The sequence below is a fragment of the Streptosporangium pseudovulgare genome (assembly GCF_014648055.1).
Taxonomy (GTDB): domain Bacteria; phylum Actinomycetota; class Actinomycetes; order Streptosporangiales; family Streptosporangiaceae; genus Streptosporangium; species Streptosporangium pseudovulgare.
The window spans coordinates 127,638-148,632 of record NZ_BMQJ01000007.1; the positions used below are offsets into that span (position 1 = coordinate 127,638).

Here is a 20,995-nt window from a genome sequence, read left to right on the forward strand (position 1 = left end):
CGGTGAAAACCTCCGGAAGCCCCGACGAACCCCGAGGGCCCGGGCACCGGCCCGTCCCGGCCCCCGCGCCCGGCGACGCCCGGGAAGGGCCCCGGGTCACCCGGCCTCCCCCGCGGCCACCGGGGACCTGCGGCGCGACAGCAGCACGTACGCCGCCACCGCCGCGAACGCCACCGCGCTGAAGGCGTAGATGAGCCGGAACTCCACGAACCGGATGATGAACGCCCCCACCGCCATCGACGCCACGAACGGCAGGTCGATCAGCGCGTCCATCGCGGTCAGCGCCCGGCCCTGCAGCCCGGCCTCGGTGCGGCGCTGCACGAGCGTGGTGGTCGCGACCATGAACACCGGGATGGAGAAACCGACGAAGACGCCGCTCACGCAGACGCTCACCACGCTCGTCGGGATCACCAGCAGCAGACCGAACGCGCTGGAGGCGAAGCCGACGGCCGCCGTGCGCTGCTCGCCGTACCTCCTGATGAGGGTCCCGGTGATCAGGCCGCCGACGATGGCGCCACCGCCCTCGAACGCGGCGATCACCCCGACGAACGCGGGCGGCCGGTCCAGTCCCTGGTCCACCGCGGCGAACATGGCGGAGTTGATGAGCCCCGCCGCGCCCAGTGCCAGGCCGAGCGCGACGACGCCCGCGCGCAGCTCCGCGTCGCGCAGGATGTGGCGGATGCCGGCGGTGAGGTCGCGCGTCAGGCGGCCCGGCTCACGCTCGCGCTCGCCGGAGCGCGTCAGGTCGGGTGCGCGGCGCAGCGCCAGGAGCACCAGCACCGACACCAGGAAGGTGCCCGCGTCCAGCACCGCCACCGCGCTCAGGCCCATCGCGGTGAAGAGGGCGGCGCCCAGCAGCGGCCCGATGATCCGCAGCCCCTGGCTGAAGGAGCCGAACAGGCCGTTGGCGTCGCCGAGCAGCTCGGAGGGGAGCATGGAGTGGACCAGCCCGCCCCTGGCCGCGTTGAACACCTGGTTGGAGACGCCGTAGCCGAAGGTGACGACGAAGACGATCCACAGGTCGCCGGGGTGCCGTACCAGCAGCAGCGACAGCACCAGCACGGCGGCGACCAGGTCGTTGACGATCATCGTCGTGCGACGCGGGAACCGGTCCACCAGCAGCCCGGTGAGCGGGGCGATGAAGGACGGCAGCGACAGCAGCACCAGGACGACGCCGGCCATCGAGTCCGACCCGGTCAGGTCCTTGACGAAGATGGCGAGGACGATCAGCAGGGCGCGGTCGCCGAACATGTTGACCGCCTGGCCGAAGAAGAGCAGGACGAACTGTCGGTCACGCAGGAGCCTGCGCATCGGCGCCCCTTTCGGCGGTGGTCGTCTCCTCTGCCCAGCCCGCCTCGACGAGGACGGACAGGAACCCGTCGGCGAAGTCCGTCCCGACGGGCAGTTCGGCGGCGTACTCGGCGTACCGGGCCAGCTCCGCGCGGTCCCGCGTGCCGTCGACGCCGTGCGCCAGCGCGAGCATCAGCGCGTAGGCGCGGGAGCGGTCCGCGGCCAGCCGCCCGTCGATCCAGTCCCGCCCGGCCGGGCTCGCGGCCTCGGCCAGCCCGCGCAGGTTGAAGGGCCCCTCCCAGGTACGGCGCAGCGGCGGCCCCACGGGCTCCGGTGTGCCCGGCCCGGTTCCCGACGCCGACGGCTCCGGCCCCGCGCGGCCCGCCGACGCGGTTTCGGGCCGCGCGCTGCCAGGGCTCTCGGGCTCCGCACGGCCGGAGCTCTCGGGCCCCGCCGACGCGGGCTCCGACCGGGTGTCGGGCAGCAGCCCGGCGACGTGCGCGGACAGGCCCTCGACCCACCGGCGCGGCCCCGGGTCGCCCGGTCGGCCGCACAGCCGGTCCACCCCGTCGAACGCGCCGAGCGCCACCGCCGTACGGTGCCGCAGCAGCCCGCGCGCCCGCTCCGCCATCCGGTCCGCCGTCCGGTCCGCCGTCCGCTCCGCTGTCCGTTCCACCGCCCGTTCCGCCGCCCGCTCCGCCGTTCGGTCAGCCGTACGGTCCGCGATTCGGTCCGCCGGGGGCGCGCCGGGCCGGGGCAGGCACTCCAGCAGCCGCGCCGCGGCCCAGCGGGTCGCGATCCGCTCCAGCTCCTCCCGGTCCTCCTCGCCGGCGGCGGCCAGCACCGCGGCGGTGGCGCAGGCGATCGTCGCGGTGCGCCGCAGCTCCTGGAAGTCCACCTTGTCGAGGGTGTCGGCGGAGCTGTGGTTGAACCGGTCCGGCCAGTGGCCGAGCGTGACCGTGGGGCAGCCGACCGACCGGTCCACCAGCAGGCTGTGGTCGGAGGCGCCGACGAACGGCGTGGCCCGCCAGGCCCAGGTGTCGCAGGCCACGGCGCCCGAGTAGGAGCGGCCGGCCTGCGGGAGCGCGCCGACCACGTACTCGGCCAGCGCGTTGACGAAACCGGGCAGGTGGTCGGGGCTGCGCTCGACGATGAGCGGGCCGCCGCACAGTCGCTGGTCCTGACCCGCCATGTCCACGTTCACCGCGGCCACCGGCGGAGCGGGCGCGACGTCGTGCAGGTAGGCGGCCATGCCGGTGAACTCCGGGCCCCACACGAAGCGGACGGCCCGGCGACCGCGCCGGGCGCCCGCGAGGACGGCCGCCGCGCCGAGGAGGGCGGCGACCCCCGAGGCGTTGTCGTTGGCGCTGGGGCGGGGGTGGCACAGGTGCGCCGACAGCAGCACCTCCTCCTCCGCCGCGGGGTCGCCGGGCTCCCGGGGCTCCCCGGGCAGCAGCGCGGTGACCACGGGCATGGGCGCCGCGCCGTGGGTCCGTACCGTGACGCGCACGCGGTCGCGTCCCGCCAGGTCGGCGAGCTGCCCGGGGGTGAGACTGAAGGCGAGGAGGGTGCCGCCCGCGCGCAGCTCGATCCGGCCGGTCCTGCCGGGGCCGGAGACGCGGTCGGACGCCAGGCCGAGCGCGCCGTACCGGGCGGCGAGGTCCAGCGCCGCGGGCAGCGGCAGGTCCGGGTCGTCGTGGACGGCGACGGCGCCGCGCAGCCGTTCCGGGTCGTCGTGCGCCGTGACTGCGCCGCGCGTGCGCCCCGGCCCGCCCGCCCCGGGCGCGGACCCCGGCGCCGTCCCGCGTGCGGACCCCGGCGTCGCTCCGCGGGTCGTCCCCGGTCCCGCGCCGAGCCGGACGACGGGAGCGTCGACCCCGTCGGGACCGGTGGGCGCCGAGTATGCCGCGAGCGCGAACGGCCGGTCCGGGTAGGCGGCCACGCCGGCCAGCTCGGCGTGGACGGGCGTCCACGAGGAGGGGGCGCGGAAGGTCCACCAGTGCCGGCCGCCGTCGGCGGGGAACTCCAGCAGCCGCACGTCGGAGAGCCCCGCCCGCTCCGCGCGCTCGGCGACGTACGCGGCGGCCGCCATGATCCCGTCGGACGCCTGGTAGCGGTCGAACCGGCACAGCTCGGCGACGTCCCGCTCGGCCGCCCCGACGTCGAACCGGGCGTGCACCAGCCCGGCGGTCCCGCCGACGTCCCCCGCCGCGCCGGGCCCCGTCATCCGGCCCTCCCGCCCGCCACCGGCTCCGCCTGCCCGCCACGGACCACCGTGTCCGCCGCCACCGTGTCCGCCGCCATCGGTTCCGTCACCGGTCCCGTCATCCGCTCACCGCCGTCCGGCCGGTCCGCCCGCCGTCGCCCGCGGCGGCCACCGCCTCGCGCAGCGCCCGCCGGCGCGCGGCCGACAGCGGCACGCTGATCCTCGTCAGCGCGGGGCCGCCGGCGCGGTGGCGCAGCGGCCTGCCGAGAACACCCGGCGGGGCGTCTCCCTCGACCGTCACCCACGGCAGCGCGGGGTGTCCGGGGTCGGCCTCCCGGCCCAGGGCGCGCAGGGCCGCGACGAGCTCCGGCTTGGCCTCCGCGACGGCCGCGCGCAGCGGGCCGAGGACGTCGCCCTGCTCCAGCAGCTTCAGCGCGACCTCCAGCGACAGCGGTGACACGGCCAGCGGCGGGGCCACCGCGCGCAGGGTGTCCGCGGCGCCGGCGGAGGCGACGGCGAACCCGGCGCGCAGGCCGCCGCAGCAGTACCCCTTGGAAACGCTGCGCAGCACGACGAGGCCGCGGGCTCGCGTCGTGAGCGGCACCGCGCTCACCTCCGGTCCCGCGTAGGCCGCGCACGCCTCGTCGACCACCAGCAGGCCGCCGGCCCCGCTCACCGCCTCGGCCAGTTCCAGGACGCGGCCGGGCGGCAGCAGGTCACCGCGCACCCCGGGCCGCTCGACGAGCACCATCGAGGGCCGGAGCCGGGCCACCAGCTCCGGGGCCGCGACGTCCGCCGGGTCGAACACGTGGAGGGCCGCGCCCCGCCGCGCCGCCCACGCCGGCAGGTCGGGATGGGCGTACGGCGTGCACAGCAGCGCCCTGCCCGGCGCGGCGAGCGCGCTCAGCGCGTTGAGCAGCCCGGTCGTCCCGGCCCCGGTCACGACCCGGTCGGCGGACAGGTCCGCGCCGAAGTGCCGGCCGAGCACCGGTGCCGCGCGGGCGCCGCCGTACGGATCGTCCAGCGCGTAGCGCCGCGCGGTCTCGGCGAGCCCGCCCGGTTCCGCGGCCGCCCCCGCCCAGGCCCGGTCGACGGCCCCGCGCACGTACTCCACCTCGTCGGGCGCCCAGCGCAGGTCCACCTCCCCGGCGGACGGCTCCGAGCGCGCGTGGTCGAGCACCGCGGGCTCGGGGCGCGCGGGCGCCACGGCGACGAACTGGACGTACCGGGTGCCGGGCCGTACCGGGGAGCCGGCGGTGAAGTCCGCGTCGGCGCGCACGATGTCGAAGCCGGTCTCGCGGAGCAGGGCGGCCACCTCGTTCGGCTGGTAGAGCCGCACGTCGTCGCGGAGCACGGTGACCGTCTCCCCGGACCCGGGCCCGGAGCCGGAGGCGTCAGGGTTCCCCGTACCGGCGGCGTTCCCGGAGCCGTTCGCGCTTCCGGCCCCGGTGCGGCGGGTGACGCGCAGCTCGCCGCGGCTGCGCCCGCTCACCGGGTCGTAGGAGCGCAGGAAGTCGAAGACCTCCCCCTCGGCCTCGAAGCGCGCGGTCGGCTCGTAGCGGCTCAGGATGGCCGAGACGTTGGAGTGGTCCAGGATCAGCACGCCCCCGGCCGCGAGGCGCTCGCGCACCCGGGCCAGCAGCGCGCGCTGCTCGGCGTCGGCGCCCCAGCCGAACGCCTGCACGCAGATCGCCGCGTCCGCCTCGGGGAGGTCGGGGGCGGCCAGCAGGTCGGCGTGGCGGAACTCGACGCGGACGCCCGCCCGGCCGGCCGCCTCGGCGGCCCGGTCGAGCGCCCACGCGCAGACGTCGACGCCGACCACCTCGAAGCCGTGCCGGGCCAGGGGGACCGCGTGCCGTCCGACGCCGCAGCCCAGGTCGAGCACCCGCCGCCCGGGGGCGTGCTCATGGAGGATCTCGGCCAGGTAGGCGACCTCGCCCGCCGTACGCTCGGCGGTGTACTCGTGGCGGGCGAAGCTCCAGTAGTCGGCGGTGAAGTAGTCGGCGTACCAGCCCGTCACGCGAACCGGCCCGTCACATGGACCCCCGGCGCGTGAACCCCCGGCGCGGAGAAGCCCGTCACGCGAACTCCCGGCGCGCGAAGAAGTCGCACACGTCGCACAGGCCGGCCGGGTTGCCCGGGACGCCCTCCTGCATGACGTACACGCCCTCGCACACCCGGCACTTGTCCTCCACCAGCGGGAACATGTACCGCTGCATGTTCCCGAAGGCCTCGAACAGGTAGTAGTCGATGCCCGGCCACAGGTCGTAGAGGTGGTCGGCCATCGCGTAGGCCATCGACCTCTCCTGCGGCCCGGTGGTGAACCGGCCCGGCGTGCCCTGGCGGTTCAGCTCGGGCGCCACGAGCTCCAGGTAGAGGGTGAGCTCCTTCTTGGGGATCCGGTAGAGCGGGAAGATGTAGCGCATCCCGCCGATCTCCCGGACCGGGATGCCGCCCATCCGGTAGCCGCTCGTCATCCAGGTGACCATGCTGGCGACCAGGTCGTCGGCGTTGAACCCGAAGGCGACGGTGCCCGCGCCGATCCGCTGGGCGTGGTCCTCCAGCATGCGGCGGAGCACCTGGTGGCCGACGACCATGGTCAGGTGGCTCGTGTCGCCCGCGACCACGCTGTTCATCGCCTCGACGAACGGCCTGCGCAGCTTGAAGACCCGCTCGATGTCGGTGGCGTCCACGATGACCTGGTCGATGCCGAGCCCCTCGGCCGAGGCGCGGGCCGCGGCGAACGTGGCGGGCTCCTCCCAGTCGGGCAGCCCGGTGATGGTCACGGAGGTCATCGTGAAGGCGGGCAGCCGGTGCCGGGTGCGTTCCAGCAGTTTGAGGAAGGCCACGCTGTCCCGGCCGCCGGACAGCCCGATCACCACGGAGTCGCCCTGCCGCAGCACCTCGCCGCGCAGCACGCTCTGGACGAAGGTCTCCTCCACGTAGCGGACGAACCCCTCGGCGTCGAACTGCTCGACGCGCTGCTCCAGGCGGCCCAGGGTGTCGAACAGGACCGACTTGACGTAGACCGGGTCGGGCGTGCCGTAGACCGTGCGGGCGGGCCTGCGGGTGACGTCCAGGTCGTAGTGACGCACCTGGCGGACCTCGATGAGGTCGTCCTCCCCGACGATCGTCGTCTGCTCGGGGACGATCTGCCCGTTGCGGGTCGTCAGGACGGCGTTGATCGGGATGCCGTGCGCGGCGAGGACCGCCGTCAACGGCTGGCCGGGGGCGGCCGCGAGATTTTCGGACCCACCGACTTTGTTGTGGAAGACGACGTGAACCACGGCTTTCTCCCTCGCTACGGAGAGCAGTATCCGCTTAGTATTGCGCCATATACGACATTGTCGTCAAGCGTCTTGTCTCCCCCGATCCGCGCCGGTTTCCGAGGCCAGGTGTGCCATGAGTGCGTCCTTAACCGTCGAGATCAGCACGTCCATAGAGACCGTTGACACCGCCGAATGGGATGAGGTTGTATCGAGGTCGGGAGCACCGGTTTTCTACCGGTCCCGCTATTTGCGCGCCTACGAGCGGTTTCCCCTTATCGCGATCGAGGCGTTTTTCTATTTCGTCGTGCGCGCCGGCGGACGTGCCGTCACGGTGCTTCCGGTCACGCTGCTGCGCGGGCTCGACCCGCTCGGTCAGCTCCGCGTCCGCTACCCGCTGTCGGGAGACGAGACCGGCCTGCTCAGCCACGTGTGGCACTGCTACGACGCCTGGGTGCCCGGGGAACCGAACCTGGAGGCGGTCACCGGGGCCATGCGGGAGCTGGCCGCCGAGCGGGGAGCGGCGTGGTACGGCTTCGTCAACGTGCCGCGCGGGTCGGCGCTGGGCGACGGCCTGGTCTCCCTGGGCTTCCCTGCCCGGCACATCGAGGACCGTTTCCGCGCCGACCTGCGCCCCTTCGGCGACGTGACCGACTACGTCGCGAGCGCCAACCCCCGGGGGCGGGCCAACATGCGGCGCAACGGCCGCCGGGCCGGCGACGCCGGGGCTCGGAGCGCGTCCATTCCCCTGGAGGAGGCGGACCTCGCCGAGATCGGCGAGCTGTGCGAGCGCACCGCCGCCCGGCACGGCACCGGGTCCTTCTACCCGCAGGAGGTCTTCGCCGGGTTCCTCACCGAGCTCGGCGACGCCGCGCACGTCATCGAGGTCCGCGAGCGCGGGCGGCTGGTCGGCGCGGCCGTCTGCCTGCGCGACGAGAGCCGCTTCCACGCCTGGGCCTGCGGGGTGGACTACGAGGTCGGCGGCAACTACAGCCCCTACCCGCTGCTCTACCCCCTCTCGGTCGGGCAGGCGCTGCGCGAGGGGCTGACGACCCTGGAGGGCGGTCGGGGCAACCACGTGTTCAAGCTCAGACACGGCCTGACGCCGCTTCCCCTCGACGCCTGCCTGCTCCCCGTCCGATGAGCGCCTTCGAGTTCGAGGCGGTGGCCGGCCGCCCGCCGGAGTGGCCCGCACTGGCGGCGGACGGGCCGATGTTCGCCACCGAGCGGTGGCTCGCGGCGATGCGCGGCCGCGTGCCCGGCGCCGCATACACCTTCGTGCTGCGCGAGGCGGGCGCGGCCGTGCTCGCCCTCTACGGCACGGTGGTCACCGGCGTGGACCGCCCCGGCCGCGGCGAGGTCTTCGACCTGCCGTACGTCCTGGTCGGCGACCCGGCCGAACTGCCGCTCAGCGCCGCCGCGCGGGCCGCGCGGGCCGCGGGCCCCCCTCTGCCCGCGCCCCCTCGGGAGGACTGGTTCCCGTACCTGGTGGTGATGCTGCCGGGCTACGAGTGCCATCCGCTCGGGCCGCTGGCCCGCGACCGCGAGGCCCTGGACGCCCTGGTCGGGGCGATCACGGACTGGGCCCGGGAACGCGGGCTGCGCGCCGTCGCCTTCCTCTACCCCCCGCCCGGCACCGCGCCGCTCGGGCGGGTCCTGGCCGCCCGGGGGTTCACCGGGGTCCCCCTGGCGTACTCCTGCGAGCTGCGGCTGCCCGGTGGCGGGTTCGGGGACTACCTGGCGGCCCTGTCCCGCAAGCGGCGCGGCGAGGCCCGCCGCGAGCTGCGCCTGCTCCGCGAGGCGGGGGTGGAGGTGCGCGCGGAACGGGTGTCGGAGCCCGGCGCGGACGTCGTGGAGCTCAAGTGCGGCCACTCGGCGAAGTACAACGGCCGCCCGCCGGACCGGGCGAAGACCGCCGGGCGGCTCCGGGACCTGTGCGCGGGCGGGGCGCTGCTGCTGCGCGCCGAGCGCGCCGGGGACCTGCTCGGCTACGGCCTGTTCGTCGAGCACGCGGGCGTCTGGTACTGCGTGAGCACCGGCATGGACTACTCCTCCACCGCGGCCCGGCACACCTACTTCGCGACGGTCTTCTACGAGCCCGCGCGGCTCGCCTACCCGGCCGGTGTACGGCGTCTGCACTACGGCCAGGGGAGCTGGCGGGCGAAGACGGCACGGGGGTGCGAGGCGGTGGAGCTGTCCGGGTGGGTGCTGCCGCTGGATCCGGCGCTGGAGCCCGCCGTGACGTGGAGCGCCCGCACGACGGCCCTGTCCCCGTGAGTCCCTGTGAGCCCCCCGGGTCCTCCCGGGCGTGCGGGGTGCGGGTCAGTCCCGCCGCAGCGGGGGGAAGATCATGGAGGTCTGCAGCACCACGTTCTCCCACCGGTCGAGGGTGAGGCCGTACACCGCCATCCGCGCCGCCGCCCGCCTGAGGTCGATCTTCGGGTGGTCCGGCAGGAACTCGCAGGAGAGCAGCTCGGCCAGCGGGTGCGCGGTCCCGCCCGGCAGCAGCGCGGCCAGCTCGGCCCCCACCCCCGGGCGGGTCAGCCCGGTCAGGCCGGGCGCCAGCTTGCGCCCCTCGGGGGTCAGCTCGTTCCAGACCGCGGCGACCAGCTTGGCGCGCAGCCCGGTGAGCACGTCGTCGTACTCCCTGGTCTCCCTGGGGATGCCCGCCTCCAGCAGCGCCACCAGGTCGCGCAGCTCCGCGGGGCCGCCGTCGAGCGGCCTGCCGAGTCCGGGGCCGAAGAACACCTCGGCCTCGTGCCGGGAGTCCTCGGGGCTGTCGGAGCTGTGCACGATGTCGAGCATGACGTTGATGCCGCGCAGGTCGCGGCGGATTGTTCCGGGCGCGGCCTCGGCGGGGTCGCTCGCGCCCTTGAGCGCGCGCAGCCGGGTGTGGCTCGTGCCGGGCGCGGCGTCGGCGCGCCTGTCCTCTACCAGCAGGGCGAGGGTGGGTCCGAGGTCGAACACCAGGTCGACCTGCCGGTAGAAGTAGGCCTTCCAGACGGAAGTGATGTTGCGTTCCTGAAAGGCGTCCTGGTTGGGGGGCCGGTGCCATAGAACGTCGTACCGGACCGGCGAGAACCCGTTCTCCTCCAGCATGTCGAGGACGGGTCCGCACAGGTGACGTTCGAGCGCGTCGGGCGGTAGGAGGAACAGGACGGTCCTGTGCCACTCGATCGCGGTCACCGATCACTCCCCGTTCGTTCGCCTCGGTTCTCCGGCCGGTCATGGTTCCCGGCCGGTTTCGGCCCGCGGCCGGCATCGGTTCTCCCCGATCCCAGCCGCCGGCTGACGCCGGTCCTCGCCGGCCTCAGCCCCTGATCCGGTTTCGTTCTCCGGCCCGGGTCAGCCCTTGGCCTGCTTCACGATGCGCGGCCTGCGGGCCGTCACGCGGTTACGATCCATCGGTCACCCCTTCTTGGGCTTCGCCGTCCGGGGGCGGCGGAGCAACTGGTGCCTGCGGTCCATCGTCACCCCTTCTTGGGCTTCGCCGTCCGGGGGCGGCGGAGCAGATGGTGTCTGCGATCCATGGTCACCTCTTCCTCGGCTTGGACGTCCTGGGCCGGCGGAGCAGATTGCACCCGCGGTCCATGATCAGCTCTTCCTCGACGCGACGGCCCTGGGCCGGCGGAGCAGTTTGCGCCTGCGGTCCATGGTCACTTCCCCTTCGGTTTGACGGTCTTGGGGCGGCGAAGGAGTTTCGCTTTCCGGTCCATACCGATCCTCCCTTTCGGCCATGGATCACCGCCGAACAGGACAGGAAATGTCCCGCCGGGCCGATCCCTGATAAATGAGTTTTTAGGGATAAATCAGCATTAGTCAATACCGGCGATGGCGATGACGAGGGGGTCCATCGCCGCCCGCAGCGCGGCGAGCACGTCGTCCGAGGTCACCGCGCGGATCGCGGCGACCTGCGCGTCGAGCGTCCAGTGCGGGTCACCGCCGAGCAGCCCGTACCGCCCGTACAGCAGCGCCTCCTCCAGCGACTCCTCGGCCTCCAGCCGGAACAGGCCGGCCGTACGGCGGGCCGCCAGCGCCACCTCCTCACCGGTCCAGCCGAGTCCGGCGCGCTCCTCCAGCAGCGCCACGGCCGTGTCCACCACCTCGCCGACGTTCTCGGGGGCCGTGGAGACGAAGGCCCGCCACACCCCCGCGTCGCGGTAGGCGTTGGCGAACCCCCACATCTCGTACGACAGGCCGCGCCGGTTCCTGATCTCCTCGGTGAGCAGCGCCGAACTGGCGTCCGCGACCAGGTCCATGAGGACCTGCCAGGCGGGCAGCAGCCGGTCGCCGTACGGCACCGCGGGCCCGCCGAGGACCACGCCCGCCGAGTCGCTGTTGAGCGCGAGCGTCCGCCGCCCGCCGCCGCCGAAGCGCGGCCGTTCCGGCTCGGGGAGCGGGCCCGCGGGCGGCAGCGCGCCGAGCGGACCGGTCTCCAGCGCCCGCAGCAGCGCCTCGGGGTCGGCTCCCCCGCAGATCACCGCGGCCACCGTCCCGGCGCGCGCCCACCGGGCGTGGTGGGCGCGCAGCGCCTCCAGCCCCAGCCGGCCGACGCTCCCGGCCGTCCCGCCGACGGGGCGGCCCAGGGCTCCGCCGGGGAAGGCCGCGTCGAAGAACAGGTCGTGGACCACGTCGGCGGGATCGGACGCGGCCAGGCGCAGCTCCTCCTGGACCACCCTGCGCTCGGCCTCCAGCACCTCGGCGGTGATGACCGGCTCGGCCAGCGCGCGCGACAGCACGTCCAGCGCGGCGAGCGTCTCGGAGGTGGGCACGCGGGCGTACAGCACGAGGTGGTCCCGGCTGGTGACCGCGTTGGCCTCGCCGCCGAGCGCCTCCAGCAGGTCCACCGGGCGGCCCCCGCCGGGCAGCGGGGCCTGCATCAGGATGTGCTCCAGCAGGTGGGTGCCGCCCGAGAGGTCCTCGTCCTCGTATCTGGACCCGGTCAGCGTCCACAGCGTGACGGTCGTCACGCCGGCCCCGGGCCGGTGCAGGATCCAGGCGGGCACGCCGCCCGCGAGCTCGGCGCGGATCGGCTCCGTCATCCCCGGTCCTCCTTCCCCTGCGGCTCCTCGCGCCCGCCGCCCGCCGCCCTCTCTCCCTGCGGTTCCTCGCGCATGCCGCCCGCCGCCCTCTCCTCCTGCGGTTCCTCGCGCATGCCGCCCGCCGCCCTCTCCTCCTGCGGTTCCTCGCGCATGCCGCCCGCGACCTTCGCCCCCGCCAGCAGTTCCTCGTCTATCTCGTCGCCGTGGACCAGGACGAACCCGCCCACCGGCGTGTGCGCCCACAGCACCCCGCCGCGCTCGATCAGCGTGAGCCCCTCCGCCCGGTGGTCGTCGCCCTCGACGGGCAGCGCGAAGAGCGGCAGCCCCGCGTCGAGCGCGGCGCGCGGGCTCATCCTGCGCGACACGGCGTCCCAGGCCCGCCTGCCGAACATGCCCGCGGAGCCGTTCACCATGCCGTTCTGCAGCGCGGTCACCGCCAGGCCGAACGGCCGCCGCAGCCCGCTCGCCGCGGTCGCCCGCCGCCACATGCGGCTGGCCCGGACCAAGGCCCGCTCGTCCCCCGGCAGGCGGGGGACGGTGAACGGGCTCTCCTCCAGCAGGGCCGCCAGCTCCGCGTACTCGGGCCACAGCGCCAGCTCGTGGACCGCGAGCGCGCAGGACGCGAGCAGCCGCCGCGGGGCCCCGGTCAGCAGCACGGCGGCGTCGACGAGGTCACGGGCCCGGTACGGCTGCTCGAACCGCTCGAAGAGCAGCGCGACCAGGTTCTTGACCACGGGGTCGGCGCACAGGGCGGGCAGCGCCGTACGGACCGGCACGCCGATCCGGTCGCCGACCAGCGGCGTGGTGCTCAGCTCGATGCCGTACGGCAGCGCGTACGGATCCTCCGGGAGCCTGCGGAGGCTGAGCAGGAACTGCAGGTCCCCGCCGGCCAGCATGAAGGTCGCCGTGTGCATCGACCAGCCGTCCGCGAGCAGCAGGCCAGCGGCCTCCCAGAGCCGGTCCCGCTGAGGGAACCAGTAGTCCAGGTCGTTCATGTAGCGCACCAGCGCGTCCGGGTAGCGGTCGGCGACCTCCAGGCCCTTGAGCGGCACCGCCTCCGGCCACGCCCGGCCGAGACCCGCCTGCAGCCCGCGGTAGAAGTCCGTCCGCGCCCGCTGCTGCCGCAGCTCGTGCGAGAGGGCGGGCCCGAGATCGCGCCCCTCCCGTTCCCAGGCGCTCAGCAGCGTCGCCACCAGGGACGGCTGCTCGCGGCGGGCGACGTGGAGGATCTCACCGGGCGTCTCCTCCTGCTGCCCCGTGACCAGGGTCAGCACTTCCTCCAGGTCACCGGACGTCAGCTCGATCACCGCGTTCCGCCTTCCACGCGCGCCGGCCGGGATAGTGGATCTTCTGCCGACTGTGACAGATGGGGTTACCCCCGACAAGAGGCGACCGGCCGTTCGTGGCGTTCGCGGCGTTCATGGCGTTCATGGCGGGGGCGCACCCGGGGCTCCCCGGGGACGAGGAGCCGGCAGATCGGGGATTGACGAAATTTAGTTACATGCTTTTCATGTGAAAAGTCAGGAAGTTTCATGCTACTGCGCCGCCTGATCGGGCCCCCGACGCCCCGACGTCACCCCCACCTGATCGGGCCCCTCAGCACCCACCCCACCCCCCGCCTCCCATCCCCCCAGGAGGACGCGCATGACGCGCAGCCAGCCCACCGATCCGCCCATCGACCTCCTCGCGGCCGTCCAGGGAGAGGTCTCCTGGTTCTGCTGCGGCACGGCCTGGGGGCCGTGCAGCAGTACCGGCAAAGGCGCCTGCGGCACCTGCAACTCGGGAAGCCTGCAACACGCCTGGCCCAACACCTCCGACGCCTGCTGGTCGATCACCCGGCCGGACAGCTGCGGGGTGTCGCTGAGCCGGAGGACCTGCGGCTTCCAGCACCGGATCACCTCGCTGTGCGGCGGCGGCAGCGTCGTCACCTCCATCGCCGACTGCGGCCCGCAGACGGACCTGTTCTGCGGCGAGCGGAGCTGCTGCGGCTCGACCTGCGCGAGCAACCGCCTGATCGACCTGACCCCGGCCGCCTACAGCCGGATCGCCAGCCTGTCCACCGGCCTGCGGCCGTGCGAGATCTCGACCCCCTAGGAGGGCGACGATGACCAGCAGAAGGCAACTGCTCAAGTCCGCCCTCCTCGGGGGCGGGGCCGGTGTCGTCGCCGCGACCGCGCTGGGATCGCTCGGGCCGGAGGCGGCCTTCGGCGCCGCCGCCCCCGACGTCGCGCCCGGCGCGCCCGACCCCGACTTCGCCGAGGGCCGCATCCGTTCCGTCAAGGAGAACACCCTCCTCGTCCTGGGGTCGAACATGGTGTTCCACCGCATCAGGATCGTGGACGGAACGAGCCTGTGGAAGCTGGGCCCCACCACCTTCGACCAGGCGAAACCCGGTGACGGCCTCTACGCCCGCGGGGTCCGCATGCCGGACGGCGTGCTGGCGGCCGAGGCGGTGTGGCTCAACATCGTCAACATCAAGGGACACGTCCGGAACATCACCGCCGAGCGGATCCACCTCGACCACAAGGGTCAGCAGGTCCTCTGCCACCGCGTGCCGGGCAAATCCGTCGCCATCTACTCCGACGCGCCGCCCTCCGGTGACCTGTCGCTGCTGCGCGTGGGCCAGCACGTGCAGGTCATGGGCGCCTGGCGGCCCGACACCAACGAGGTCGACATCGCCACCGTCTTCTCCGCCCACTAGGAGCGACAGATGCAAGGGATCGCCGCGCTGCAGCCGTACGTGATCAGCCTCTTCCTCCTCTGGGCCGCCCTGCTGAAACTGCTCGACCGGCGGATGCGGGCGCAGGCCGGGCAGACCGCTCTGGCCGGGCTGGTCGGCCCGGCGCGGGCGGTTCCCGCGCTCCGGCTCGTCGGGGTGCTGGAGCTCGCGGTGGCGGCGGCGCTGCTGCTGCCGCCACCGTCCGCCGCGGAGGGTGTGGCCGCCGCCGCGCTCTCCGCGGGTTTCCTCGGCTATCTCGCCTACGCGCACCGGGTGGCGCCCACCTCGTCGTGCGGCTGCCTGGGCGCGCACTCGCGCCCCGTCGACCGGCGCGGCTTCGTCCGGGCCGGGCTCCTGCTCGCCATGAGCCTCGTGGCGATCGGGGCGGAGCCGTACCCGATGGATCCGTCGCTCGTGGCGCTGGGCCTGGCGGAGGCCGTCGTCCTGCTGGGGCTCTCGGCGGAGCTGGACCGCCACTGGCTCACCCCCCTGCGCCGGCTGCGTGTACGGCTGCGCAGACCGCTCGCCCCGCCCTCCCCCGGTGAGGTCCCGCTGGAGGTCACGCTGCGCCTGCTGTACCTCAGCCCCGCCTACTGCTCGGCGTCCGCCCTGCTCACCTCGGACGTCCAGGACACCTGGGACGAGGACGGCCTGCGGTTCGTGGCCTACGGGGCCGGTCGGCGGACGGCGGTGTTCGCCGCCCCGCTCGCCGGCGGCGACCCGTCGGCCGTCCGCGTCGCCCTCACCGAGGTCCCCGCCCTCACCTGACCGCTCGCCGGACCCGTCGGGACACCGCGCGAACGACCGCCCCTCGTCCGGTACGGCACCGCACGCCGGCCGGGCGAGGGGTGGCACGGATGTCGTGGGGTGGGAGCCCGAACCGGTTCCCGTCGCTGCGAATCCGGGGTCCTTCCGATTCCCGTCGCCGCGAATCCGGGGCCTTCCGTCTCAGGCCGTTCCGGGCACGGCGACGACGACCTTGCCGCCCGGGTGTCCCCCGGTGAGGTGGCGGATCGCGTCGGGCGCGGCGGCGAGGGGATAGACACGGTCGATCACCGGGGTGACGGCGCCGGACTCGACGAGCCGGGTCAGTTCCTCCAGGTGCTCGGCGCGCTCTCTTGACATGAGTGGGCGAAGCCGCTGCCTCGTGAACATCGACAGCAGCGGCGCCCGGAACGTGCGCCCCATGCCCCCGGTGAAGCGGTACGCGGTGTGCCCGCCGCCGACGACGACCAGCGTCCCCCGCGGCGTCAGGACGCGGCGCAGCAGGGACAGCGGCCGGTTTCCCGCGGTGTCGAGGACGACGTCGTAGCGTCGCCCGTCCCGGTCGATCTCCCCGTGGGCGTAGTCGATGACGTCGTCGGCCCCGAGTGACCGGACGAGCCCGGCGTTCGCCGCCCCGCACACGCCGGTGACGCTCGCGCCGTCGGCCTTGGCGATCTGCACGGCGAACGACCCCACGCCTCCCGACGCGCCGATCACCAGCACCCGCTGCCCCGGCCGTACGCGGGCGCTGTGCCGTACGGCCTGCAGCGCCGTCATGCCGGAGACCGGCACCGCGGCGGCCTGCTCGAACGTGAGATCCGCCGGCTTCGGCGCGAGCCTGTTCTGCCGGGCGCTCGCGTACTCGGCGTACGAGCCGCTCTCGCAGGTGCCGTACACCTCCTGACCCGGCTGGAACCGGGTCACGCGGGCGCCGACGGCCGCCACCACCCCGGCCACGTCACGGCCCCGGACCGCGACCTTGGGCCGGCGCAGCCCGAAGCCCGCGGCGCGCATGAGGTACGGCCGGCCGGTCATGAGGACCCACACGCCGGGGTCCACCGCGGCGGCGCGGACCTCGACGAGCACCTCCTCGTCACCGATCCCGGGGCGTTCGACGTCGCCCAGGCGGAGCACATCCGCCGGGCCGTACGCGTCCTGGACGATGGCTTTCATGGCGTTCCTTCCGGGAGGTCTGGGTACTGGAACACGTCGTCGAGCGGAGCGCCGAACACCCGGGCGATCCGGAAGGCCATCTCCAGGGAGGGCGAGTACCGGCCCTGCTCGATGGCGATGACCGTCTGCCTGGTCACACCGATGCGTTCGGCCAGTTCGGCCTGGGTCATCTCGTCGTGGGCGAACCGCAGCGCGCGGATGCGGTTGGTCACGTGTGTCGGCTTCACCACTCCGGAAGACTCCTGCGATAGAGGACGATTTTGGTGATGCCGCCGAGGACCGCCGACAGCGTGAAGCAGAGGTAGACCGCGTTCGCGATCCAGAAGCGGTCCCATCCGGCCATGGCCATGAGCATCGCCGCGAGCGCGCCGATCACCACGAACGCCTGACCGGTGTACTCGCCGAGCCGCCCGATCTCCCTGTCGCGGACGTCGACGACGCGCGAGGCCCCCGGGTTGACGATCGCCATTCCGATCTCGGCCACGATCGAGACGACGATGCCCCCGCCGACCGACCACAGCAGGGCGGCTGTGTACGGCACGTCGGGTAACGGCCCTCCGTCCGCCCGTCTGAGGACGGCGACGACGTACGCCGCGTAGGCGAGCACGGCGACGACCAGCCTGATCCAGGCGCGCTTCTCCACGTGAGTCATGATCGGCACCTTTCTATGTACAGAATCTTTGACACCTTCAAGGTAGCCAATCTTTGACCTCGTGTACAGAATTTTTTACATCGCGCCCCGCCGTTCGCCGGTGGGCACCCGCTCTACGCCGATCGCCTGCTCGTCGGATGTTCGGCCTCTGAGGCCATCCGCTGATGCCATGACGAGGAAGGTCGCGCTCGTGTCACCCCGCTGCGGCCCCCCGGCCGGGAAACCGGGTGGCAGGCATGGCGGGCGTCCTTCCCGGGGCGGACCGGCCGCCCCGCAGGCACGCCCAGCGGTGACCACCCCTCCATGCCGCTTCCGCCGGAACACCAGAAATGATCAATCGCGTCGCGGCGGCCCCTCGAACGCGCCCGCGCCGACGCGAGGCCCGGCCTTTCCGGCACGGCCTCGCCTGGGCCGGGGGGCTGATGGCAGGATTCGACGACCGCGGGGGCCGGCCCGGTTCACGTCGCGCCGGTCAGGCGGGTGAACTCCTCGCGTACGGCGTGGCCGAGCCCGTCGAGGAGCCGGTCGGTACGGCCGTCCGAGGTCGCGGAGAGCAGTCCCGCGGCGACGGCGGGCGGCATGTGGGCGAGCACCCGGCAGGCGCGCCGTAGCGTCATCGCCTCCACCAGGCGGGCCGTGGCGGGGACGGTGCCGAGCGCACCGAGGACGGCGGCCGTGACGCGGTCGTCCGTGTGCACCAGGACGCTCGCGGCCAGGCCGGGGGGCATCGCGCCCACCAGCCTGGCCGCCCGCTGCGGGATCATGTGATCGATCAGCCGTGCGGCGCGCGACGGCGGCAACAGCGCCAGCGCCTCCGCCGCCGGGCCCGGTGTCTCAGCCGCGTCGTTCAGGAACCGTCCGGCGGCGTTCGGCTCCATCGAACCCAGCAGGATGGCGGCCTCCCGGCGGGACCGGCCGAGCAGCGGGTTCCCGCCGTCGCCGGCCTCCCTCGGCCGGACCGCGTCCCCGACCCGTTCCGGGCCGTGCGCGCCGGGTCCGCGTCCCGCCTCCCGGACGCGCTTCGGCCCGTGGTCGTCGGGTCCGCGCCGCGCCTCCCCGTCCTGACCCGGCCTGCGGGCGTCGGGTCCGCGCCGCGCCTTCCGGTCCGGCCCGCGCTCGTCGGGTCCGCGCCGCGCCTTCTGGTCCGGCCCGTGCGCGCCCTGTCCGCCCCGCGCATCCCGGTTCGGCCCGTGCGCGTCCTGTCCGCCCCGCGCATCCCGCTTCGGGGGGCGCGGGTCGTGTCCGCCTCGCGCCTCCCGGCCCTGTCCCCGGCCGGTGCGCCGTTCCTCCTCGCGTCCACGGGCCCGCGGCCCGGCCGCGAGGATCGCGTCCAGCCGGCGTCCCAGTTCGGCCGCCCCCGTCCGCCCGGCGGGGTCGGCGACGAGCAGGCCGGCGATCGCGTCGGCGAGCGGGCCCGGCCGCCGGAAGCCCGGGGGACGCCCAGAGGTGACCGCCCGCACCGTCTCGATCGGACCGTCGCGGAGGAACGGCGAGTAGCCCTCCAGCGCGCAGAACAGCGTCACCCCCAGCGACCACAGGTCCGACGCCGGTCCCACCGGCTGTCCCTCGATGCGTTCCGGCGCCATGAACTCGACGGTTCCGATCAGGGTGTTGGCCGAGGTGAGGCCGCGCTCCCCGGAGATCCGCGCGATGCCGAAGTCGACCAGGAAGACCCGGTCTCCGGAGTCGACGATGATGTTGGCCGGTTTGACGTCCCGGTGCAGCACCTGCGCGTCGTGCGCGGCGGTCAGCCCGTCCAGCACGTCGCGCCCCACCCGGGCGATCTCCCGTTCGGAGAGGGTCTGCCGCTCGATCCGGCTTTCCAGCGAGGTGCCCTCGATGTACGACATGACGATCCAGGGCGACTCGTCGTCCATGATGGCGTCGTAGACGTGGACGACGGCCGGATGCCGGATCCGCGCGGCGGCGCGCGCCTCGCGCAGCGCCCGCTTCCGCCGTACGGTCATGTCCTCGCCGTACGGCGCCAGCACGACCTCCTTGAGCGCGACGGACCGCTGCAGCGTCCGGTCCCAGGCGAGCCACACCGTGCCCATGCCGCCCCTGGCGAGCCGGGACCTCAGTTCGTACCTGCCTCCGATGATCCGTGCCGTCACCCGGGGCCTCAGTCCTCGTCGGGGAGCAGCTCGACGCCGCCCGAGCGCCCCGCGCCCGATCCCGCGCCCGGTCCGGCGCCCGAGTCGGGTCTCCGCACGATGCGGGTGTCGGCCATCCCGCGCAGGGCCTGGTCCTCCAGGGGCTCGTACCCGTCGCCGGACGGGGGGCCGTACTCGTCGCGCGGAGAACGGTGCCCACCACGCGGGGGACCGTACCCGTCGCCGGACGGCGGCCCGTACTCGCCGGTCCGGGGACCGTACCCGCCGTCGTCACCGGACTGCTCGACCCGGGTGCCGCTCGGCCCGCGGGGCGTCCCCGTCTCCCCCCCGAAGGCGGGGCCGGATCGCGGCGGCGTGTCCTGCGAGGACGACCAGATGCTCCAGACGCTGTTCGACCCGCCGGACTCCTCCGGCCCGGACCGGGATCGCGAGCCGGAGCGGGTGCCGAACTCCTCGCGCACGCTGTCCATCTGCCGGCGTTCGGCGAGCGCGAGCGCCTTCTCGTAGACGCCGGGCCGCTGCATCAGCTTCACCGCGACCGGCAGGCACTCGATGAGCAGGAACAACGCGAACAGCAGCAGCCGGGCCGCGCTGAGGGTGAAGTCCTTTCCGGTCAGCTCGTTGAGCGCCCGGAGCCGGGTGAGCAGCCCGTCGGTGGCGAGGTTGTCCTCGTCGAAGGACCGCTGGATGCGGGCCTGCTGCTCGACCGCGGCGTCGAGCTGGCGCTGGGCCCTGGGCAGGGCGTCCTGCGCGGCGGCGAGCCGTATCCCCTTGGCCTGTTCCCCGGTCGCGTTCAGCTCCCGCTTGCGGTCCTCCATCTGCCGGGTGAGCAGCTCGATGCGCTCCTTGTCCTTCTCGTAGGCGCGGCGGCTCTCCTGAGCGAGGGGACCATTGCCCTTTTTGGGGCAGTTTGCACCGCCGTAGAGCTGGCACTGCCACTCTTTGTAGTGTTTGTCCGCCTGCTTCTGCTCATCGGCGCGCCGGGTGGACAGCGCCTTTATCTTCGGGTCCTGCTCCAGGTCGAGGGGGACGTCCCCGCCGGAGGAGATCACCTGCTGCAGGCCGGTCACCTCCTTGCGGAGCTGGTCGACGCTCTTGCCCACCGCGCCCTTCTCCTGCTGCACGGTGAAGGCGTCGGCGCGCCGCTGCTTCATCTCGGAGATCTGGGTGTCGATCTCCGCCTTGAAGACCTGCAGCACCAGGGGGGTGGAGATCACCAGGCCGAGCACGATGGCGATGGCGACGCGCGGCGCGGCCAGCGCCCAGCGGTTCGGCGCGTCGGCCCTGATGGTGGAGACGAGCCACCGGTCGAGGCTGAGGATGGCCAGGCCCCACAGGAGGGCGACGACGACGGCGAGGACGATGTTGACGCCGAGCGCGCTGTTGAGGGCGAACGTCATGGAGACGGCGGCGAGCACGCTCGTGGTGAGGACCGCGCCCCCGATGCCCTCGAACTTGCCGCGTTCGGTGGGACACGTCCGGAGAACCTCGGGGCGCGCCCCCGAGAGCGCGATCAGCACCGCGGACAGCGCGGTCAGAAAACGTCGCATACCCCTCCTCGGAAAGGAAGTCGTACCGCGCCGGCATCGATCGGAACGCCGCGGGCCCCCTCGGAGGGGCTATCATAGGCGCCCAATGTCACATTTCCGGATGCCCAGTGGGATTTCACCGGTGAAACTCGCGGAACCTTATTCGGATAGCTCGTCATAGCATTCTATAAGCCGACTAATCGGGATATTGGGGACGCGGCGCAGCTGATACGACATAC

17 protein-coding genes are annotated in these 20,995 nt (G+C 73.9%); 5 read left to right on the forward strand and 12 right to left on the reverse strand.

What is annotated here, in order from left to right:
• Positions 1–96: 96 nt before the first annotated feature.
• From IEZ10_RS15925 to IEZ10_RS15940, 4 genes are all read right to left on the reverse strand, one after another.
• The gene (locus IEZ10_RS15925; protein ID WP_189247282.1) at positions 97–1,311 is read right to left on the reverse strand and encodes an MFS transporter; all 1,215 of its coding nucleotides are present in this window, start codon (positions 1,309–1,311) and stop codon (positions 97–99) included.
• Positions 1,292–3,517: a DUF4910 domain-containing protein gene (locus IEZ10_RS15930; protein ID WP_189247283.1), complete on the reverse strand. Its 2,226-nt coding sequence runs from the start codon at positions 3,515–3,517 to the stop codon at positions 1,292–1,294. Before IEZ10_RS15930 ends, IEZ10_RS15925 begins: the two co-directional genes overlap by 20 nt.
• Positions 3,518–3,614: 97 nt before the next feature.
• The gene (locus IEZ10_RS15935; RefSeq protein ID WP_189247284.1) at positions 3,615–5,516 is read right to left on the reverse strand and encodes an aminotransferase class I/II-fold pyridoxal phosphate-dependent enzyme; all 1,902 of its coding nucleotides are present in this window, start codon (positions 5,514–5,516) and stop codon (positions 3,615–3,617) included.
• Positions 5,517–5,574: 58 nt separating this feature from the next.
• Positions 5,575–6,783, reverse strand: coding sequence for a tRNA lysidine(34) synthetase (locus IEZ10_RS15940; protein ID WP_179824353.1), 1,209 nt, complete (start codon positions 6,781–6,783; stop codon positions 5,575–5,577).
• A 286-nt stretch (positions 6,784–7,069) separates the two neighbouring features.
• Between IEZ10_RS15940 and IEZ10_RS15945 the strand changes: the two genes are divergently transcribed.
• Together IEZ10_RS15945 and IEZ10_RS15950 are read left to right on the forward strand one after the other, a co-directional pair.
• Complete coding sequence (locus tag IEZ10_RS15945) at positions 7,070–7,906, forward strand: GNAT family N-acetyltransferase (RefSeq protein ID WP_189247285.1); 837 nt, start codon at positions 7,070–7,072, stop codon at positions 7,904–7,906.
• Positions 7,903–9,039 (forward strand): GNAT family N-acetyltransferase, encoded by a 1,137-nt coding sequence (locus IEZ10_RS15950; protein WP_189247286.1) that lies wholly within the window; start codon positions 7,903–7,905, stop codon positions 9,037–9,039. Before IEZ10_RS15945 ends, IEZ10_RS15950 begins: the two co-directional genes overlap by 4 nt.
• Positions 9,040–9,084: 45 nt before the next feature.
• On the opposite strand, the gene IEZ10_RS15955 is transcribed toward IEZ10_RS15950, so the two are convergent.
• The 3 genes from IEZ10_RS15955 to IEZ10_RS15965 all read right to left on the reverse strand — a co-directional run bounded on the left by IEZ10_RS15955 (position 9,085) and on the right by IEZ10_RS15965 (position 13,111).
• Complete coding sequence (locus IEZ10_RS15955; RefSeq protein WP_189247287.1) at positions 9,085–9,948, reverse strand: nucleoside-diphosphate kinase; 864 nt, start codon at positions 9,946–9,948, stop codon at positions 9,085–9,087.
• A gap of 629 nt (positions 9,949–10,577) precedes the next feature.
• Positions 10,578–11,804: a M16 family metallopeptidase gene (locus IEZ10_RS15960; protein WP_189247288.1), complete on the reverse strand. Its 1,227-nt coding sequence runs from the start codon at positions 11,802–11,804 to the stop codon at positions 10,578–10,580.
• Positions 11,801–13,111, reverse strand: a complete 1,311-nt coding sequence (locus tag IEZ10_RS15965) for a nucleotidyltransferase family protein (RefSeq protein WP_189247289.1) — start codon at positions 13,109–13,111, stop codon at positions 11,801–11,803. The genes IEZ10_RS15960 and IEZ10_RS15965 overlap by 4 nt, the downstream gene beginning before the upstream one ends.
• A 337-nt stretch (positions 13,112–13,448) precedes the next feature.
• On the opposite strand from IEZ10_RS15965, the gene IEZ10_RS15970 reads away from it, so the two are divergent.
• Genes IEZ10_RS15970 through IEZ10_RS15980 form a run of 3 tightly spaced genes read left to right on the forward strand, consistent with a single transcriptional unit; the run spans position 13,449 to position 15,291 of the window.
• Positions 13,449–13,898 (forward strand): RlpA-like double-psi beta-barrel domain-containing protein, encoded by a 450-nt coding sequence (locus IEZ10_RS15970; RefSeq protein WP_179824359.1) that lies wholly within the window; start codon positions 13,449–13,451, stop codon positions 13,896–13,898.
• A gap of 10 nt (positions 13,899–13,908) precedes the next feature.
• Positions 13,909–14,505, forward strand: coding sequence for a cell wall protein (locus tag IEZ10_RS15975; protein ID WP_179824361.1), 597 nt, complete (start codon positions 13,909–13,911; stop codon positions 14,503–14,505).
• A gap of 9 nt (positions 14,506–14,514) precedes the next feature.
• Positions 14,515–15,291 (forward strand): MauE/DoxX family redox-associated membrane protein, encoded by a 777-nt coding sequence (locus IEZ10_RS15980; RefSeq protein ID WP_189247290.1) that lies wholly within the window; start codon positions 14,515–14,517, stop codon positions 15,289–15,291.
• Between the two features lie 180 nt (positions 15,292–15,471).
• Here the strand turns inward: IEZ10_RS15980 and IEZ10_RS15985 are convergent, their stop codons facing one another.
• From IEZ10_RS15985 to IEZ10_RS16005, 5 genes are all read right to left on the reverse strand, one after another.
• Positions 15,472–16,461, reverse strand: coding sequence for an NAD(P)-dependent alcohol dehydrogenase (locus tag IEZ10_RS15985; protein ID WP_189247291.1), 990 nt, complete (start codon positions 16,459–16,461; stop codon positions 15,472–15,474).
• Complete coding sequence (locus IEZ10_RS15990) at positions 16,458–16,691, reverse strand: helix-turn-helix transcriptional regulator (RefSeq protein WP_189247292.1); 234 nt, start codon at positions 16,689–16,691, stop codon at positions 16,458–16,460. The genes IEZ10_RS15985 and IEZ10_RS15990 overlap by 4 nt, the downstream gene beginning before the upstream one ends.
• Entirely contained in the window at positions 16,685–17,113 is a 429-nt protein-coding gene (locus tag IEZ10_RS15995) for a hypothetical protein (protein ID WP_189247293.1), read from the reverse strand. Before IEZ10_RS15995 ends, IEZ10_RS15990 begins: the two co-directional genes overlap by 7 nt.
• Positions 17,114–17,571: 458 nt before the next feature.
• Complete coding sequence (locus IEZ10_RS16000) at positions 17,572–19,227, reverse strand: protein kinase domain-containing protein (RefSeq protein WP_189247294.1); 1,656 nt, start codon at positions 19,225–19,227, stop codon at positions 17,572–17,574.
• Between the two features lie 8 nt (positions 19,228–19,235).
• Entirely contained in the window at positions 19,236–20,777 is a 1,542-nt protein-coding gene (locus IEZ10_RS16005; RefSeq protein WP_189247295.1) for a DUF4407 domain-containing protein, read from the reverse strand.
• Between the last annotated feature and the right edge of the window lie 218 nt (positions 20,778–20,995).

Coding starts and splice junctions, on each gene's coding strand:
- IEZ10_RS16005 (WP_189247295.1), bottom strand. CDS start 20,777: ATGCGACGTTTTCTGACCGCGCTGTCCGCGGTGCTGATCGCGCTCTCG.
- IEZ10_RS15950 (WP_189247286.1), top strand. CDS start 7,903: ATGAGCGCCTTCGAGTTCGAGGCGGTGGCCGGCCGCCCGCCGGAGTGG.
- IEZ10_RS15930 (WP_189247283.1), bottom strand. CDS start 3,517: ATGACGGGGCCCGGCGCGGCGGGGGACGTCGGCGGGACCGCCGGGCTG.
- IEZ10_RS15970 (WP_179824359.1), top strand. CDS start 13,449: ATGACGCGCAGCCAGCCCACCGATCCGCCCATCGACCTCCTCGCGGCC.
- IEZ10_RS15975 (WP_179824361.1), top strand. CDS start 13,909: ATGACCAGCAGAAGGCAACTGCTCAAGTCCGCCCTCCTCGGGGGCGGG.
- IEZ10_RS15925 (WP_189247282.1), bottom strand. CDS start 1,311: ATGCGCAGGCTCCTGCGTGACCGACAGTTCGTCCTGCTCTTCTTCGGC.
- IEZ10_RS15985 (WP_189247291.1), bottom strand. CDS start 16,461: ATGAAAGCCATCGTCCAGGACGCGTACGGCCCGGCGGATGTGCTCCGC.
- IEZ10_RS15995 (WP_189247293.1), bottom strand. CDS start 17,113: ATGACTCACGTGGAGAAGCGCGCCTGGATCAGGCTGGTCGTCGCCGTG.
- IEZ10_RS15980 (WP_189247290.1), top strand. CDS start 14,515: ATGCAAGGGATCGCCGCGCTGCAGCCGTACGTGATCAGCCTCTTCCTC.
- IEZ10_RS15960 (WP_189247288.1), bottom strand. CDS start 11,804: ATGACGGAGCCGATCCGCGCCGAGCTCGCGGGCGGCGTGCCCGCCTGG.